The organism is Vibrio sp. B181a (assembly GCF_030248375.1).
GTDB classification, from domain to species: domain Bacteria; phylum Pseudomonadota; class Gammaproteobacteria; order Enterobacterales; family Vibrionaceae; genus Vibrio; species Vibrio campbellii.
This window is the reverse complement of record NZ_JAHGAD010000046.1, coordinates 39,042-57,498: the sequence shown is the minus strand read 5'-3', so window position 1 is coordinate 57,498 and position 18,457 is coordinate 39,042. Positions and strand designations below refer to the sequence as shown.

The window sequence follows — 18,457 nt, the reverse complement described above, 5'->3', positions numbered from 1 at the left end:
CATTCGGGTTTAAACGGCTTGTGCGGTTAACTGTTTAAGTAACCTATCCATTGCTCGATAGCCCAAAGCTTCTGCTAGGTGCGTTCGCTCAATTTGCGGTGACCCCTCCAGATCGGCAATAGTACGCGCAACTTTAATGATGCGGTGATAAGCACGAATCGACAATCCAAGGCGATGCAGCGCATTTTCCAAAAACTCCGCATCACTTTTTTGCAACGGGCAGAAGGCTTCAATTTCACGACTGCCCAATAATGCATTCACCTTACCACTACGAGCCAGCATACAGTCACGTGCTTGATTCACCCGCTCTTTGACGATAGCCGTGGGTTCCCCTCTATCGCCACCTTCAGAGAGAGTTCCTTTCGGCAATGCAGGAATTTCTAATGACATATCAAAGCGGTCAAGAAGTGGGCCTGATAAGCGGCCAAGGTAACGCAGGATGGCTTGCGGATTCGTTCTGGCTTGGTTGCCTTCGTAATACCCTGTCGGACTCGGGTTAAGCGCCCCTACAATTTGGAACCGAGCAGGAAAACGCGTCTTACCTTGCGCCCGAGAGATAATAATTTCACCGGACTCCAATGGCTCACGTAAAGAGTCGAGCACCTTACGATCAAACTCCGGCATCTCGTCCAAAAACAATAACCCGTTGTGAGCTAGAGATATTTCGCCCGGTCTCGGCACAGATCCACCACCAACTAAAGCCGCCATGGAGCTGGAATGATGCGGGGCACGAAACGGCCGCGTCTTCCAATTGTGTTCATTGATTTCACTTTGAGTCAGTGACGCCACAGAAGCCGTTTCCATCGCCTCTTCATCACTCATCTCAGGTAACAAATCGCATAATCGAGAGGCCAACATGGTTTTGCCAGTGCCTGGAGGGCCAAGGAAAAGCAGGTTGTGATTGCCAGCTGCCGCAATTTCTAAAGCGCGCTTTCCCTGCTGCTGACCTATGATATCCTGCAAGTCACGACCGTGTGCTTTGAGTTCTTTCTTCTTGGGCGTTTGGTACAAATTCAATTGGTGTTGACCACAAAGCTCTGCACAAACTTCCAATAGTGATTGGGCAGATTTGTGCTGCTCCTTGCCGACAAGTGCCGCCTGATCGCCATTAGTATGAGGCACCACTAAACGGCGCTGTTTTTTGTTCGCAGCCAATGCAGCGGGCAATACGCCTTTTACCGTTCTCAATCCACCAGAAAGGGCTAATTCACCGACAAATTCGTAGTTTTTGAGCTTATCTGTCGCGATTTGCTCTGAAGCCGCTAAAATTCCCAATGCAATCGGCAGATCGAAGCGCCCGCCTTCTTTGGGCAAATCCGCAGGTGCCAAATTGACCGTGATTCGTTTTGCAGGAAACTGAAAGTTAGAATTGACGATCGCACTTCGTACGCGATCTTTGGATTCTTTTACTGTGGTCTCAGGTAACCCCACCAAGGTAAAGCCCGGCATCCCATTACTGATGTGGACTTCCACGCTTACCGATGGCGCTTGCACACCCACACTTGCTCGACTATGAATGATTGCCAGCCCCATAATTCCCTCAAATTATTGTACGTTATCTAACCAAATGTTTTTTATATGGATATGTTATATAGCCTGTACAGATGGGTACTTAATGTGAAAAAAGAATGACTTTTTGCTTGTCATGCAGCAGATTTGTGTGTTACCACTAGTGACGCAAACATTTTCGTAGAACATTACACAAGACTTATTAACGAAAACAGAACGACAGACAGATGAACTTATTCGCTCACATCAACTCACTGCTAGCCCTGATTATCGTGGTCATTATTGGCACCGCGCGGGGTATTGTGGGCGAAAGGTAACCACAAATTACAAAAAACCCCCGCACTGAGAAGTCCGGGGGTTTTTTTACAACTACAAGTTGTCATCTGTCTAACCCTTAGACAGCTTAACGGGAAGAATGGGAGTGCACATGAAGTGCAAAACACATGGCGATAGCTACGAGCCACAACGTAGCAAAGGAGGTTTACGATGACCGGTGCAGAACTAGTCGTAGCCGCTTTAAGACAACAAGGCATCGAAACGGTGTTTGGGTATCCGGGTGGAGCCATAATGCCAATCTACGATGCGTTGTATGATGGAGGTGTAGAACACATCTTATGCCGTCATGAACAAGGGGCTGCAATGGCCGCCATCGGGATGGCCCGCGCAACGCAAGATGTTGCAGTTTGTATGGCCACTTCCGGCCCAGGCGCCACCAACCTTGTTACTGGCCTTGCCGACGCCTTCCTCGATTCCGTTCCTCTAGTGGCCATCACAGGTCAGGTTGCTAGCTCTCATATCGGTACCGACGCGTTCCAAGAAATGGATGTGATCGGAATGTCTCTAGCCTGTACCAAACACAGTTATCTAGTGACTGAGATCGAAGACCTTGCCCCAACGCTAGCCGAAGCGTTCGAAGTAGCAAAAGCAGGTCGACCTGGCCCGGTGATTGTTGATATCGCCAAAGACGTTCAGCTTGCTCAAACACCCACAGAACTTCTGCCTCCTTTTGTTCCACCAACCGCTCCACAAGTCAGTGATGCCGATATCCAGCGCGCTCAAGAAGTACTAGCCGCTTCAACTCGCCCAGTTTTATACGTCGGCGGTGGCGTGCAAATTGCCAAAGCGACAGACTCAGTACGCGAGTTCCTACGTTTAAACCCAATGCCTGCAGTAAGCACGCTAAAAGGTTTGGGCACCATTGAACGTCATGACCCACACTATTTGGGGATGTTGGGCATGCATGGCACCAAAGCCGCAAACCTAGTGGTTCAAGAATGTGACCTTTTGATTGTAGTTGGGGCACGTTTTGATGATCGCGTTACAGGTAAGCTCGACACGTTTGCACCGCATGCGAAAGTGATTCATATCGATATCGATGCAGCTGAAATCCATAAGCTTCGCCACGCCAATGCACCACTTCGTGGTGAGATCAGTAAGATTCTTCCTCAATTAGAGCTGACTCAAGACATCACCCCTTGGGTACATCACAGTGAAAGCCTGCGTAGCGGATTCAAATGGCGTTACGACCATCCAGGCGAATTGATCTACGCACCGCTATTGCTTAAACAGCTGTCTGACATGATGCCTGATAGCTCAATTGTGTCGACTGACGTCGGCCAGCATCAGATGTGGGCAGCGCAACACATCCAGCCGCGTGATCCACAAAACTTCATCACCTCTGCTGGTCTTGGCACCATGGGCTTCGGCTTGCCAGCAGCAATGGGTGCCGCTGTCGCACGTCCTGACGATCAGTCTATCCTTATTACAGGTGACGGTTCATTTATGATGAACGTGCAGGAATTGGGCACGCTGAAGCGTCGTCAGATTCCAGTAAAGATTGTCCTTCTTAACAACCAACGTCTTGGCATGGTTCGCCAATGGCAGTCATTGTTCTTTGACGGCCGCCACAGCGAAACCATTCTTGATGACAACCCAGACTTCGTGATGCTGGCAAAAGCGTTCGATATCCCGGGTAAAACCATCACCAAGAAAGAAGAAGTCGAACCGGCTCTCAAAGAGATGCTAGAAAGTAAGACTTCTTACATGCTTCACGTTTTAATCGATGAAGAAGAGAACGTGTGGCCACTTGTACCACCTGGTGCATCAAACAGTGATATGTTGGAAAACACTTAGGAGACAATCGCATGGACAGATATTTACTCGACATCAAAGCCGACGATAAACCGGTATTGTTGGAGCGCGTTCTTCGTGTGATTCGTCACCGAGGCTTTGTGATCAAACAAGTCGCTGCTACCCAAAACCACGAAAGCAAAGTAGCCAGCGTAGAGATCATCGTCGACAGCGATCGACCTATCTCGTTTTTGGTCAATCAAATTGAGAAGTTGTGGGATATTCGCACCGTTGAGGTACTCAAAATCCGCAGCGATGAGCTCCCAAATCACAACTTACAACAACACGTGAGTGCATAAGGAAGGCAATAAATGGCAACGAAAACTGCAGATTTCATTTGGTTTAATGGTGAGATGGTTCCATGGGCAGAGGCGAACGTTCACGTTTTGACTCACGCGATGCACTACGGTACCTCTGTATTTGAAGGCGTACGCTGCTACAACACGCCGAAAGGACCAATTGTCTTCCGTCACCGCGAACATGCACAGCGTTTAAAAGACTCTGCGAAGATTTACCGCTTCCCAATCCCGTTTTCTGTAGAAGAAATCATGGAAGCGACGCGTGAAACCCTGCGCCAGAACAAACTTGATAGTGCTTATATTCGCCCATTGGGTTTTGTCGGTAATGTTGGCTTGGGCGTGTGCCCACCTGTTGGCACAGAGATGGACCTAATCATTGCCGCTTTCCCTTGGGGCTCTTACTTGGGTGAAGAAGCGCTAGAAGCTGGCGTTGATGCAATGATTTCAAGCTGGAACCGTGCAGCGCCAAACACCATCCCAACTGCGGCTAAAGCAGGCGGTAACTACCTATCTTCGCTACTAGTCGGTGGTGAAGCGCGTCGTCACGGTTACGACGAAGGTATCGCACTGAGCGTAGACGGTTATCTATCGGAAGGTGCTGGTGAAAACATCTTTGTTATCAAAGACGGCGTGATCACCACACCACCAGCAACCAGTGCAATTTTGCCGGGCATCACTCGTGATTCAATTATGACCATCGCACGCGATAAAGGTTATGAAGTGCGCGAAGCGAACATTGCGCGTGAAGCACTTTACCTAGCCGATGAAGTCTTTATGACAGGTACGGCAGCCGAAGTTGTGCCGGTAGCAACCATCGACAAAATTGAAGTGGGCACCGGTAAACGCGGCCCAATCACTAAAGAACTACAAGCGGCCTACTTTGGCCTATTTAACGGCACCACGGAAGATAAGTGGGGCTGGTTAGACTATGTGTACCCAGAACAGAAGTAAGAAGGATTAGGAAATGCCAAAATATAGATCAGCTACCACCACACATGGTCGTAACATGGCGGGTGCTCGCGCACTGTGGCGTGCAACAGGCGTAAAAGATGAAGACTTCGGTAAGCCAATCATCGCTGTCGTAAACTCGTTTACTCAATTTGTTCCGGGTCACGTACACCTAAAAGACATGGGTCAGCTTGTAGCACGTGAAATCGAAAAAGCCGGCGGCATCGCAAAAGAATTCAACACCATCGCGGTTGATGATGGTATCGCAATGGGTCACGGCGGCATGCTGTACTCACTGCCTTCACGCGAACTGATCGCAGACTCAGTAGAATACATGGTCAACGCGCACTGTGCCGATGCGATGGTGTGTATCTCTAACTGTGACAAAATCACTCCGGGAATGTTGATGGCATCTATGCGTCTTAACATCCCTGTTATCTTTGTTTCTGGTGGTCCAATGGAAGCGGGTAAAACCAAGCTTTCAGATCAGATCATCAAGCTAGACCTTGTTGATGCGATGATCCAAGGTGCGGATCCAAAAGTCTCTGATGAGCAAAGTGAGCAGATCGAACGCAGCGCATGTCCAACGTGTGGATCGTGTTCAGGCATGTTCACTGCAAACTCAATGAACTGTCTAACGGAAGCACTGGGGCTTTCTCAACCAGGTAACGGTTCTATGCTGGCAACGCACGCAGACCGTGAACAACTGTTCCTTAATGCAGGTCGTCGCATCGTTGAACTGACTCGTCGTTACTACGAGCAAGATGACGAATCAGCCCTACCTCGCAACATCGCTACGTTTGATGCCTTCGAAAACGCGATGGCATTGGACATCGCAATGGGCGGCTCAACCAATACCATTCTGCATCTACTGGCCGCGGCGCAAGAAGGCGAAGTCGATTTCGATATGGAAGATATCGATCGCTTATCTCGCCAAGTACCACACCTATGTAAAGTGGCACCATCTACTCAGAAGTATCACATGGAAGACGTGCACCGCGCTGGTGGCGTAATGGCGATTCTTGGTGAGTTAGACCGTGCAGGCCTACTGCATAACCAAGCTCGTACCGTACTTGGCCTCTCGATGAAAGAGCAGTTGGCGAAATACGACATCATTCAAACAGAAGATGAAGACGTACTTAAGTTCTTCCGAGCGGGCCCTGCAGGCATTCGTACCACACAAGCTTTCTCACAAGATTGCCGCTGGGATCGCCTTGACGACGACCGTGCAGAAGGTTGTATTCGAACCAAAGAAAATGCCTTTAGCCAAGAAGGTGGCTTAGCGGTTCTATCAGGCAACATCGCATTAGATGGCTGTATCGTTAAGACAGCAGGCGTTGATGAGAGCATCCATAAGTTCACAGGCCCGGCAGTAGTATTTGAAAGCCAAGAAGACGCCGTAGAAGGTATTTTAGGCGGCAAAGTCAAAGCCGGCGATGTGGTTGTTATCCGCTACGAAGGTCCTAAAGGTGGTCCGGGCATGCAAGAAATGCTTTACCCAACCACTTACCTAAAATCAATGGGTCTTGGTAAAGAGTGTGCACTTCTGACTGACGGCCGTTTCTCTGGCGGTACATCTGGTCTGTCTATCGGTCACGCTTCTCCTGAAGCTGCAAACGGTGGTGCCATTGGTTTGGTTAAACAAGGTGATATGATCGCGATTGATATTCCAAACCGTTCAATCTCACTTCAAGTTTCTGAACAAGAGCTTGCTGAGCGCCGTGCAAAACAAGACGAGCTAGGCTGGAAACCTGTTGACCGCCAACGTGAAGTTTCATTTGCACTCAAAGCGTACGCAAGTATGGCGACCAGTGCTGACAAAGGTGCAGTACGAGACAAATCTAAGCTCGAGGGCTAGCTTTATGAGTCAACCCTTTCCCTTAAAGCAGGAAAACCAATCTGGTGCAGATTATCTGCGCCAGATCTTGCGTGCTCCTGTGTATGAAGTCGCGACAGTGACACCACTGCAAGAGATGCCTCGCCTTGCTGCTCGTATTGGCAACAATGTGCAAATCAAGCGCGAAGATCGCCAGCCCGTGCACTCGTTCAAATTACGCGGTGCATACAACATGGTGGCAAGCCTGTCTGAAGAGCAAAAAGCTGCAGGTGTCATCGCAGCATCTGCAGGTAACCACGCTCAAGGCATGGCGCTTTCTGGTACTAAGCTAGGCATCAAGACCACTATCGTGATGCCAAAAACCACGCCAGACATCAAAGTTGATGCAGTACGTGGTTTCGGTGGCAACGTGGTGCTGCACGGCAGTAACTTTGATGAGGCAAAAGCCGAGGCAGAGCGTCTATCCGAGTTAAACGGGTACACCTTTGTCCCTCCCTTCGATCACCCACTGGTGATTGCAGGTCAAGGCACAATTGGCATGGAAATGCTGCAGCAAAATGGTCACCTTGATTACATCTTCGTTCCTGTCGGCGGCGGCGGTTTGGCTGCCGGTGTTGCGGTGCTTGTGAAGCAGTTAATGCCAGAAATCAAAGTAATCGCAGTTGAGCCAGAAGATTCGTCATGCCTCAAAGCCGCTTTGGATGCTGGTGAGCCAGTGGTACTAGACCAAGTCAGCATGTTTGCCGATGGCGTCGCTGTAAAACGCATTGGCGAAGAGACGTTTCGTCTATGCCAAAAGTACATTGATGGCCATATTGCAGTCTCTAGCGATGAAATCTGCGCAGCAGTAAAAGACATCTTTGAAGACACTCGCGCTATTGCTGAGCCTTCGGGCGCACTTGCTCTGGCGGGTTTGAAGAAATTTGCTGAGCAAAACAAACTGCAAGGTAAGAATCTAGGTACTGTACTGTCTGGGGCTAATACCAACTTCCATGGTCTGCGTTATGTTTCTGAGCGCTGTGAGCTTGGTGAGAAACGTGAAGGTCTGCTTGCGGTCACCATCCCTGAGCGTCAAGGTGCCTTCTTTGAGTTCTGTAACTTGATTGGCGGCCGCGCGGTAACGGAGTTTAACTACCGCTACAACGATGATGCACTGGCAAATATCTTTGTCGGTGTGCGCTTGCAAGGCGGTCAGGAAGAGCTAGAAAACATCATTCATGATTTACGTGATGGTGGCTACCCTGTAGTTGACCTGTCTGATGATGAAATGGCGAAGCTACACGTGCGCTACATGATTGGTGGTAAGCCGTCTAAGCCGCTTAAAGAACGCCTCTACAGCTTTGAGTTTCCAGAGTATCCAGGAGCACTACTTAAGTTCCTAAGCACACTCGGTACTCATTGGAATATCAGCTTGTTCAATTACCGTAACCACGGTGCGGACTACGGACGCGTTTTATGTGGTTTCGAGTTAGATGAAAGCGACTTAGCTCAGTTTTCTGCGCATTTGCGCGAACTTGGCTATCAATGCAAAGACGAAACAGATAACCCGTCTTACAAGTTCTTCTTATCGTAACTAGTATCACGCAATAAAAAATCCCTCGCTTGGCGAGGGATTTTTTTATCAACTTTGAATCAACGCAATCTCTGCCGTTTCCGGCTCTGGCGCCTTGAACTCGCTGTATTGCTGATAGTTGACGACACGGTCTCGACCTTGGTCTTTCGCAAGGTACAGCGCCTTATCCGCCATCTTCACCAGTCCCTCAATATCCGAAGCCGGTTCTGGATACGTTGCAACACCAATCGACACACTTAACTGCCCTAACGACAAGCCTTTGTGCTCAAGATGCAGCGCTCGAATCTGGTCAACAATGTTTTGCGCATAATCGGTCGCAGAAGCCATATCGCAATGCGGTAGAATCACGGCTAGCTCTTCACCACCGAGACGACACGCCGTTTCATCTTCTGACACAGTTCGCTTCAGCAATGCACTGATCTCTTTTAGCACGTAATCACCTGCATCATGGCCGAAGTTGTCATTAAATCGCTTGAAATGGTCGAGATCGAGCATCAATAGAGACATATCTTCGGTACTGGTTGCCGAGTTGTTCACGTGTTCAGTCAGCTTCTGCTCGAAGAAGCGACGATTGTACAAACCCGTCAGCGGATCGCTCAGTGCTTGCGAGCGCAGTTTTTCTTGCAGGCTCAGGTTAGCCAATGCCAAACCAAGGTGCTCCGCCACACTGTAAGCAAGCTGCATGGTCATCTCGTCAACCTTGATATCACCTTGGCCAAAGTACAAATGCATAATGCCAATGGTGTTACCATGTGCTGTCAGAGGAATGCATAATGTCTGGTTATTCTCAACCGATGCCATGTGCTCACACGTGAGATTATGGAAAGATTCAATCGATAAGTGACTGCGACCTTTGCGCAATGACCAGCATTCATCCGGAGCGAAAGAACGACTACCCGGCCAACTCTCTCCCCAATCAAGTTGAGTAACCAACTGGTTGCGCGAAGAGCGCATTAGGGAAATACTGCCATTTACCTTGCCAAGAATACGCGGCACGATGTCTTCCACCACCATTTGCGCTTCGACCAGGTTGTTACAAGCTGCCAGCATATTCGCTAGGCGATGCATTAGCTCGATTTCTAGAGTACGTTGACGAATGCGCTCGTCCTGCTTTTTCTGCTCTTCAGAAACTTTATGGATAATTTGGCGATGACTGAAGATCGAGGTCGCGATAAGAAAACCAATACTCAACACAACCATCACACCTAAGATTGCCATTAACTCTGAAGTCATGGTTTTAAGGTGATGCATCGGTACGGACAACACGACCACAAATTCCTGAGCATCAAATTCAATCTTGCGTGAAACATAGAATAGGTCAACCGACAGCACTTCACTAAAGCGCACATCGTAGCCAGAACCGCTTTCCCAAGCTTGGATAAACTCAGGGCGATCACTGTGACTCTCCAAGCCAATCAGAGCACGATCAGAAAGTGCGGTATCGCCTACCACCGTCCCTTGCTGATCTATCACTTGAATACGAGCGTCCGCATCCGCTTGCGTGAGATCGCCAATGTAGTCGTCGATATCCGACTCACTAGCAAAGTGAGGGTTGTCTTCCTTAATTTCATAAATAACGTCAGTGAGCAATGACTCGGTAGTGCGCTGAACTGAATCATGCACAGAACGCTCAAGCGTCATATAAAAACCGTAAAGCCCCACCAACATAAACACAGACAATGCAATGATCGGTAAGATTTGCCATTTTCGATCCACTAGCTTTGACATAATCCTTCATCCTAAATTTACCGAACTTTGTTTTGATTGTTAATAAATTGACCATGTTGTCAACAGGTGTTTAAAGCAATTTCCATTTTTATGAATGTTGTAGCCAATCTCGATGTAGTTGACTTGACGAACCAAGATAATCCACCATCCATTGAATCAACTTGTGATTATCGTCTTTACGCCATACCAAGCAGCATTGGCTCAATGGCTTATCATTCTGCAGAACTTTTTCCACCAGCACTCCTTCATGGATAAGCGGCATCGCAATATGGCGTGGCATGTAGCCCACTCCGACTCCATTTTTCAGACATTCAATCGCGCTATACCAATTTGGTAGGAGCAAACGACGCTGCTTTGCATAATGTCCTGTATGGCGTTTTGGTAGCACGTTCGAGGTATCATCGAGGCAGATCGCCGGAAATTGACTGACAAACTCTTCGGTCAATACTTGCTGGCGTACGCATGGATGAGCCGGCGACATCACGAATGCCCAATCGAGCACGCCCATGTCTTTGACCTCAAAATCCCCACCAACAGGAATCGCTGACGTTGCTCCAACGACAATATCAGCACGCCCCTGTGCGATGGCTTCCCATGAGCCGTTAAACACTTCCATGTTGATTTGCAGCTCTGCGAATTCAAACTCACGGTAGAAGTCTTCAACCAAAGGTTTGAGCTTATCCAGCTTAACCACATTATCCAGCGTGAGCTTCAATGTTGATTGCCAACCATGTGCGGCACGACGAGTTTGCGCTTTCACTTCTGCCATTTGTCTGAGCAGTAAGCGCGCCTCTTCGATAAACAACTCACCGGCCGGCGTTAGCTCCACTTTTCTCGGTAAGCGACGAAACAGAACCACATCTAACTCCTGCTCCACTTGACGCACTCCGTAGCTGATCGCTGAAGGGACTTTATGCAGTACTTCTGCAGCCGCTGTAAAACTGCCTAATCGAGCAACGGTATCGAGCATTTCCAGAGAAGATTTGGAGAACATGACTTCTACCTTTCAAAAAATTTGATTGATAACCAACAATTTTAGCGTTTTATTTTCTCAAAATCGAAAAATAGAATGGCGAGGTAAATAAATCAGGGTTGGCGCCAACTGATACTGAACAAAAAATGATTAAATAATTTGATTGGTTGAATCATGAAAATCTCAAAACTACAACTCGTTTACCTTGCAGCCCTGTCTATGCTCGGCTTCATTGCCACCGATATGTACTTACCTGCCTTCAAAGCGATGGAAGTCGACTTTGCTACTGGCCCTGAACAGATCGCACTTTCATTGACCGTCTTTCTTGTTGGTATGGCTTTTGGTCAATTGATGTGGGGCCTAGCTTCAGACAAATTCGGTCATCGCAACACGTTAGCAGCTGGTTTGGCGCTGTTCACTGTCGCCTCATTTGGTCTCGCATTCAGTGAGCAAGTTTGGCAACTACTCGCGCTACGCTTCGTTCAAGCGATTGGTGTTTGTGCTCCTGCGGTAATCTGGCAAGCGATGGTGATCAAGCGTCACTCAGGCCAGAGCCAGCAGATCTTTGCCACTATCATGCCGCTTGTAGCACTGTCTCCTGCACTAGCACCTCAATTAGGTGTACTGCTGGCTGACAGCTTTGGCTGGCACAGTATTTTTGTTGCATTGACACTGATGGGTGTACTGCTTGTTGTTGCGACAATGGCGCAAAAAAATGAAAAAGTAGAAGTAAAACAAACCAGCATGTCTTCAGACATCAAATCACTACTAGGTTCTAAAACTTACCTAGGTAATGTGTTTATGTTTGCTACAGCGTCTGCGGCTTTCTTTGCTTACCTAACGGGTATGCCAGAAATCATGTCTCAACTTGGCTATGAAGCAAAGGACATTGGTTTGAGCTTTATTCCACAAACTATCGCCTTCATGGTGGGTGGTTACTTAGGTAAGGTTGGCGTTCGCAAATACGGTGACGAGAAGATTCTGCGTCAGTTGATTGGTTTGTTTAGTGTTGCTGCGCTACTTATCTTCGCTGCATCACAGTGGCAACTGACCTCTATCTGGCCAATCCTGGCGCCATTCTGTTTGATTGCGGTGGCAAATGGTGCTCTTTACCCAATCGTAGTAAACCGTGCATTAGCGAGTGCAAAGCAAAGTCCAGCAACCGCAGCCGGTCTACAGAACAGCCTACAAATTACCGTAAGCAGCCTATCAAGCGCACTGGTTGCGGCGATGGCAAGCCAAGCTCAAATGGTAACGGGTGTAGCGATTGTGATTTGTATGGGCGGTCTGTGGATAGGTTATATCCTATCCAACCGTGAATTGTCTCAGCACTTCACGACTCCGGACAACGCTCGCGTAGTGAGTGAAGACGAGCTCTAATTCTTCGTCAAACTCAATCCCACTACATAATAAAGAAGAGCCGCTTAATGCGGCTCTTTGTCTTTTATAGCCGAAAGAATAAGGCAAAGCCTTACATACTCTTTAAACCCCATTTCTCGGCGGTTTGCTTAAAGAAGCCTTGAGTTTTCTTCAACTCAACCCAGTGGTTAATATAGTTAATCCAGACTTGGTCGTCTTGAGGCAACAGCATCGCAATAGGCGTTGGCTTGCGAGGCTCTTTGACTGGGACAATCGCTAACTGTTTAAATTTCTCCACCAGCGTTGCCGCTTCAACGTTGGACGTCACGGAGACATCGGCACGACGAGCCAGAAGCTCTTGGAAATCACGCGCCGGCGCTTCAATCACAATGTGCTGTGCAGATGGGAAGAAGTCTTTGACCATCTTTTCTTGCACAGTGCCCAGCGTAGCCGCCACTTTTACATCAGGCTTGTCAAAGTCTGCCCAATCTGAGAATTTCGCTAAGTCTTTCTTTTGCACCACAGGCACAAACGCAAGGTAGAAATACGGTTGGCTATAACCTGCTACTTTTGCGCGTGACATATTCAATGACGCACTACCGGTAATATCGTATTTGTTGGCAGTAATGCCATTGACTAGTGTTTTCCAATCGGTCGCAACATATTCCACCTTAACGCCAAGATCTTTGGCGAGCTCAGTGGTGACATCGATATCAAAACCACGATAACTATTGGTAGCGGGATCTTTCATTGTCATCGGATTCCAATCCCCTGTCGTTCCGACACGCAAAACGCCCTTATCCAACACCTCTTGTAAACGGCTGTTAGCATGAGCGACTTGGGTCATCGCAAGTAAACACATTCCTAGCGCAAGCAACGTTTTTTTCATTTCAATTCCCTTAAAAGAATGATGATGGGAGATATTCCCTTTAATTATTAACTATTAATGCAACTTCATTGATAACATAGCAGTAACAAAGGAAGTTTTTTAGTCAGTTCAGGGAGTAAATGTGAACTATAGACATCTATGGCTGATTTCGTTGCTGCTTCTCACTGGTTGCTCCGATTATCAATGGGGTTGGTATGTTCTTGACCCATCAACCGAGCAAGGCCTGACAAACATAAAGTTTCTGGTCGCAGGCTTTAATGACACGATCCAAGTGTCGCTACTCAGTATGCTGTTTGCGATGACCATCGGATTGATCGTCGCCCTTCCCGCCCTGTCAGACTCTCCAGCACTTAAGTGGATCAACCGTGTTTATGTGGAAGTGATCCGCTCTATTCCAGTTTTGGTATTGTTGCTGTGGGTGTATTACGGAATGCCGACACTGCTTGATGTTTCCCTGAATCATTTTTGGGCAGGTGTGATTGCATTAACCATTGCAGAAAGTGCCTTTATGGCGGAAGTGTTTAGAGGAGGAATCCAAGCCATCAGCCGCGGACAACATGAAGCTGCAGAGTCGCTTGGGCTAAACTACTGGCAAAAAATGCGATTGGTAATTCTGCCCCAAGCATTTCGCCAAATCTTACCGCCACTGGGGAATCAATTCGTTTATATCCTTAAGATGAGTTCTTTAGTCAGCGTAATCGGTCTAAGCGACTTAACAAGGCGTGCTAATGAATTGGTGGTGAATGAGTACTTACCACTAGAAATCTATACGTTTCTCGTCTTAGAGTATTTGGTGCTGATTCTTTTGGTTTCCCAAGCGGTGCGTTGGCTAGAGAAGCGCATCGCGATACCAAGTCACTAAACTGTCCTTTCACACCACTAGATACAACAAAGCCGCTCATGATGAGCGGCTTTGGTTTATTTCGGTTAAAGAAAGCAGCTGAGGCTTACTTTTGTTTCACAGGGCGTTGCCAACCAGTGATTTTGCGCTCTTTCACGCGAGTGATCACAAGCTCACCTTCCGCAACATCTTTGGTCAATGTAGTGCCGGCACCAATCGTTGCACCATCAGCAATCGTCACTGGTGCAACAAGCTGGCTATCTGAACCAACAAAAACGTCGTTACCGATAACGGTCTTGAACTTGTTCGCACCGTCGTAGTTACAAGTGATAGTACCTGCACCAATGTTAGTACGTTGACCGATCTCTGCATCACCTAGGTAAGTCAGGTGGTTTGCTTTAGAGCCTTCACCGATACGCGCGTTTTTCACTTCAACGAAGTTACCCACGTGAGAGTCGTTACGCATCTCTGCGCCAGGACGCAGGCGTGTGAATGGACCAACTGTACATTCTTCACCAACAGTTGCACCTTCAATTACACTGTATGGACGCACAACTGTGTTATCGTCGATTTCACAGTCTTTCAGTACACAGCCAGCGCCGATGACAACGTTATCGCCCAGTGATACGTTGCCTTCGATGATTACGTTCGCATCGATTTCACAATCCATACCGCATTGCAGTTCACCACGTAGGTCGAAACGCGCTGGATCACGCAGCATCACACCTTGCTCTAATAGCTTTTGCGCCTGCATTGATTGGAATGCACGCTCAAGACGAGCCAATTGAGCACGATCGTTAACGCCTTCCACTTCAATCGCGTTTACTGGATGCACTGCCTCAACCGCACGACCTTCATCGTGCGCTGCCGCGATAACGTCTGTTAGGTAGTATTCGCCTTGTGCGTTTTCGTTGTTTAGACCAGCAAGCCAGCGTTTCAGGTCACCACCTGTCGCCACCAGCACACCAGTATTACATTCTTTGATGAGCTTCTGCTCTTCTGTCGCGTCTTTTTGCTCAACGATCGCCACTACAGGACCGTTTTTACGAATGATACGACCGTAGCCCATTGGGTTATCCAGCATTACTGTGAGTAATGCAATACCGCCTGTTGGCTGTGCATCTAATAGGTTTTCAATTGTTTCAGCTGAAATCAGTGGAACATCACCGTAAAGCACCAGTACTTTTTCATCGTCTTCAAACTTTGGAGACGCTTGATCAACCGCGTGGCCAGTACCTAATTGTTCCGCTTGCAGTACCCAGTTAACTGGCTCTTCAGCAAGCGTTTGCTGCATTTGATCACCACCGTGACCATATACTAGGTGGATGTTTTGGGCGCCAAGACCTGTACATGTATCGATAACATGTTTTGCCATTGGCTTCCCTGCCAAAGTGTGTAGCACTTTAGGCATGTTCGAATACATACGGGTACCTTTACCCGCAGCAAGAATCACAGCACTGAATTTCATTGATAACCTATTGACGTTTTATATTAAATGGCCGTTATTTTAAACAGCTTGGAAGGAATAGTTAATGGCAGGATGTAAATTTACAACTAAAATTAATCAAAAAGGCGACCAAATGGCCGCCTTTTTTCATGCAACGTTGCTAATTGAGCTTAGCGACGCTTTTTGGTCAGCTCGATAACTCGTAGCTGAGCAATGGCTTTAGCCAGTTCACTGGCCGCTTGTGCGAAGTCCATGTCACCATGCTGATTCTGGATTTGCTCCTCAGCGCGGCGCTTGGCTTCTTCTGCCTTCGCTGCGTCTAGATCTTCACCACGAATCGCTGTATCAGCCAGTACTGTAGCAGTACCAGGCTGAACCTCGACCATACCACCAGAGACATAAATGAACTCTTCGTGGCCGTGCTGTTTCACAATACGCACCATACCAGGCTTAATAGCGGACAGCAGCGGAGTATGGCCGTGGAAAATACCCAGCTCACCTTCGCTACCGGTCACCTGAAACGTTTCTACGCGACCAGAGAAAATGCGTTTCTCAGCGCTTACTACGTCTAGGTGAAAGGTTATTGGTGCCATATCGCCTCCTAGTTAGCCTTATAGCTTCTTCGCATTCTCGATAGCATCGTCAATCGTACCGCAGTACATGAACGCTTGCTCTGGAATGTCATCGTATTCACCAGCTAGTAGACCTTTGAAGCCACGTAGTGTCTCTTTAAGAGGTACGTAAACGCCTGGGTCACCTGTAAATACTTCCGCTACGTGGTAAGGCTGAGTTAGGAAACGCTCAATCTTACGTGCACGAGATACAACTTGCTTATCTTCTTCAGATAGCTCGTCCATACCTAGAATCGCGATGATATCTTTCAGCTCTTTGTAGCGCTGAAGTGTCTGCTGAACGCCACGAGCTGTGTCGTAGTGATCTTGACCAACTACTAGTGGGTCTAGCTGACGAGAAGTCGAATCTAGTGGGTCGATCGCTGGGTATAGACCCATTGCTGCGATGTTACGGTTAAGTACAACCGTTGCATCCAAGTGCGCGAACGTTGTTGCTGGAGACGGGTCAGTCAAGTCATCCGCAGGTACGTATACCGCCTGTACAGACGTGATAGAACCTTGCTTGGTTGACGTGATACGCTCCTGTAGTACACCCATCTCTTCTGCAAGAGTTGGCTGGTAACCTACCGCAGAAGGCATACGACCTAGAAGTGCTGATACCTCAGTACCTGCAAGCGTGTAACGGTAGATGTTATCAACGAACAGAAGTACGTCACGACCTTCGTCACGGAAACGTTCTGCCATTGTTAGACCAGTCAGTGCAACACGTAGACGGTTGCCTGGTGGCTCGTTCATCTGACCGTAAACCATCGCTACTTTAGATTCTTCAGGATTCTCAACGTTTACAACGCCTGCTTCCTGCATCTCGTAGTAGAAATCGTTACCTTCACGAGTACGTTCACCAACACCAGCAAATACTGATAGACCTGAGTGTTGAAGTGCGATGTTGTTGATAAGCTCCATCATGTTAACGGTCTTACCTACACCTGCACCACCGAATAGACCGATTTTACCACCCTTAGCGAATGGACAAACCAAGTCGATTACTTTAACACCAGTTTCTAGAAGTGCTGTTTCGTTTGATTGCTCTTCGTAGCTTGGTGCTTCACGGTGGATAGAGTAAACCTCTTCTGCACCGATCTCACCACGCTCATCAATCGCGTCACCTAGGACGTTCATGATACGACCTAGAGTTTTAGTACCTACTGGTACTGAAATTGGAGCGCCAGTGTTAACCACTTCAACGCCACGACGTAAACCATCAGAGCTACCCATTACGATACAACGAACTACGCCACCGCCTAGCTGTTGTTGAACTTCAAGAACAAGACGCTCTTTTGAGTCCGTAACGTTTAGAGCGTCATATACACTTGGTACTTCGCTCTGTGGGAACTCTACGTCGACTACCGCACCGATGATCTGTACGATCTTACCTGTAGCCATCGTTAATCCTCTAAACTATTTCGTTTTACCTAAGCTTAAACCGCAGATGCACCACCAACGATTTCTGATAGTTCTTGTGTGATCGCAGCCTGACGGGCTTTGTTGTACACAAGTTCTAAATCTTCAATCAAGTTGGTTGCGTTATCCGTTGCAGCCTTCATCGCAATCATTCGAGCCGCTTGCTCACAAGCAAGGTTCTCAACCACACCTTGGTATACCTGAGACTCTACGTAACGCACTAGAAGTGTGTCTAATAGAGGTTTTGGCTCAGGCTCATAGATGTAGTCCCATGAGTGCTCACGCTGCATCTCTTCGCTGTCCGATTTAGGCAAAGGTAGCAATTGATCGATCGTTGGTTGCTGAATCATAGTGTTCACAAACTTGTTGAACACCACATATAGACGATCCAGTTCACCTTCATCGTATTTCTTAAGCATTACGCCAACAGAACCGATTAGGTCTTCTAGGCTTGGGTTATCACCCAGACCAGAAACCTGTGCCGCAACTTTTGCGCCACCATTTCTAAAGAAAGCTGTTGCTTTTGAGCCAATTACAGCTAGCTCAACTTCAGCACCTTTCTCTTTCCATGATTGCATGTCTGTAACGGCTTTCTTGAACACGTTAATGTTCAAGCCACCACACAGACCACGGTCTGTCGAAACGATGATGTAACCAACACGTTTAGCTTCACGCTCTTCTAGGTACGGATGACGGTACTCTAGGTTTGCGTTAGCCACATGACCGATCACTTTACGCATTGTTTCAGCGTATGGACGAGAAGCTTCCATTGCGTCTTGAGAACGACGCATTTTTGAAGCTGCTACCATTTCCATCGCTTTCGTAATTTTCTGCGTGCTTTTAACACTACCGATTTTATTACGTATCTCTTTTGCGCCGGCCATCGTTACT

General features: G+C 47.9%; 15 protein-coding genes. 7 read left to right on the top strand and 8 right to left on the bottom strand.

From position 1 onward, the window contains the following. Window positions 1–9 precede the first annotated feature (9 nt). Entirely contained in the window at window positions 10–1,533 is a 1,524-nt protein-coding gene (locus KIO97_RS20290) for a YifB family Mg chelatase-like AAA ATPase (protein WP_045421082.1), read from the bottom strand. Window positions 1,534–1,995: 462 nt separating this feature from the next. Between KIO97_RS20290 and ilvG the strand changes: the two genes are divergently transcribed. From ilvG to ilvA, 5 genes are read left to right on the top strand one after another with little or no spacing between them, the layout of a single operon-like run. Then, the gene (ilvG, locus tag KIO97_RS20285; protein ID WP_285383799.1) at window positions 1,996–3,642 is read left to right on the top strand and encodes an acetolactate synthase 2 catalytic subunit; all 1,647 of its coding nucleotides are present in this window, start codon (window positions 1,996–1,998) and stop codon (window positions 3,640–3,642) included. Window positions 3,643–3,653: 11 nt separating this feature from the next. Next, the gene (gene ilvM, locus KIO97_RS20280) at window positions 3,654–3,938 is read left to right on the top strand and encodes an acetolactate synthase 2 small subunit (protein WP_005429819.1); all 285 of its coding nucleotides are present in this window, start codon (window positions 3,654–3,656) and stop codon (window positions 3,936–3,938) included. A gap of 12 nt (window positions 3,939–3,950) precedes the next feature. Further along, the gene (gene ilvE / locus KIO97_RS20275; RefSeq protein ID WP_005429790.1) at window positions 3,951–4,889 is read left to right on the top strand and encodes a branched-chain-amino-acid transaminase; all 939 of its coding nucleotides are present in this window, start codon (window positions 3,951–3,953) and stop codon (window positions 4,887–4,889) included. 13 nt (window positions 4,890–4,902) lie between these two features. Next, the gene (ilvD, locus tag KIO97_RS20270) at window positions 4,903–6,744 is read left to right on the top strand and encodes a dihydroxy-acid dehydratase (protein WP_045371932.1); all 1,842 of its coding nucleotides are present in this window, start codon (window positions 4,903–4,905) and stop codon (window positions 6,742–6,744) included. Window positions 6,745–6,748: 4 nt separating this feature from the next. Then, the gene (gene ilvA, locus KIO97_RS20265; protein ID WP_005440790.1) at window positions 6,749–8,296 is read left to right on the top strand and encodes a threonine ammonia-lyase, biosynthetic; all 1,548 of its coding nucleotides are present in this window, start codon (window positions 6,749–6,751) and stop codon (window positions 8,294–8,296) included. A 48-nt stretch (window positions 8,297–8,344) separates the two neighbouring features. Here ilvA and KIO97_RS20260 read toward each other — a convergent pair whose 3' ends face one another. Both KIO97_RS20260 and punR read right to left on the bottom strand, forming a co-directional pair. Next, entirely contained in the window at window positions 8,345–10,024 is a 1,680-nt protein-coding gene (locus tag KIO97_RS20260) for a sensor domain-containing diguanylate cyclase (protein ID WP_045371930.1), read from the bottom strand. Window positions 10,025–10,112: 88 nt separating this feature from the next. Further along, entirely contained in the window at window positions 10,113–11,018 is a 906-nt protein-coding gene (gene punR, locus KIO97_RS20255; protein WP_045421092.1) for a DNA-binding transcriptional activator PunR, read from the bottom strand. Window positions 11,019–11,171: 153 nt separating this feature from the next. On the opposite strand from punR, the gene punC reads away from it, so the two are divergent. Next, on the top strand, window positions 11,172–12,377 hold the full coding sequence (punC, locus tag KIO97_RS20250) for a purine nucleoside transporter PunC (protein WP_005429760.1): 1,206 nt from the start codon (window positions 11,172–11,174) through the stop codon (window positions 12,375–12,377). 91 nt (window positions 12,378–12,468) lie between these two features. Here the strand turns inward: punC and KIO97_RS20245 are convergent, their stop codons facing one another. Further along, window positions 12,469–13,245: a transporter substrate-binding domain-containing protein gene (locus KIO97_RS20245; protein ID WP_005429773.1), complete on the bottom strand. Its 777-nt coding sequence runs from the start codon at window positions 13,243–13,245 to the stop codon at window positions 12,469–12,471. A gap of 121 nt (window positions 13,246–13,366) precedes the next feature. Here KIO97_RS20245 and KIO97_RS20240 point away from each other — a divergent pair, with 121 nt between their 5' ends. Beyond that, a complete protein-coding gene (locus KIO97_RS20240; protein ID WP_005429752.1) occupies window positions 13,367–14,107 on the top strand; it encodes an amino acid ABC transporter permease in 741 nt (246 codons plus the stop codon). An 85-nt stretch (window positions 14,108–14,192) separates the two neighbouring features. Here the strand turns inward: KIO97_RS20240 and glmU are convergent, their stop codons facing one another. The 4 genes from glmU to atpG form a co-directional block, all read right to left on the bottom strand. After that, the gene (gene glmU / locus KIO97_RS20235; protein ID WP_285383798.1) at window positions 14,193–15,554 is read right to left on the bottom strand and encodes a bifunctional UDP-N-acetylglucosamine diphosphorylase/glucosamine-1-phosphate N-acetyltransferase GlmU; all 1,362 of its coding nucleotides are present in this window, start codon (window positions 15,552–15,554) and stop codon (window positions 14,193–14,195) included. 149 nt (window positions 15,555–15,703) lie between these two features. After that, window positions 15,704–16,126, bottom strand: coding sequence for a F0F1 ATP synthase subunit epsilon (locus KIO97_RS20230; RefSeq protein ID WP_005429758.1), 423 nt, complete (start codon window positions 16,124–16,126; stop codon window positions 15,704–15,706). 18 nt (window positions 16,127–16,144) lie between these two features. Continuing rightward, window positions 16,145–17,548, bottom strand: coding sequence for a F0F1 ATP synthase subunit beta (gene atpD / locus KIO97_RS20225; RefSeq protein WP_005532839.1), 1,404 nt, complete (start codon window positions 17,546–17,548; stop codon window positions 16,145–16,147). A 35-nt stretch (window positions 17,549–17,583) separates the two neighbouring features. Next, entirely contained in the window at window positions 17,584–18,450 is an 867-nt protein-coding gene (gene atpG, locus KIO97_RS20220; protein WP_038892413.1) for a F0F1 ATP synthase subunit gamma, read from the bottom strand. Window positions 18,451–18,457: the final 7 nt, after the last annotated feature.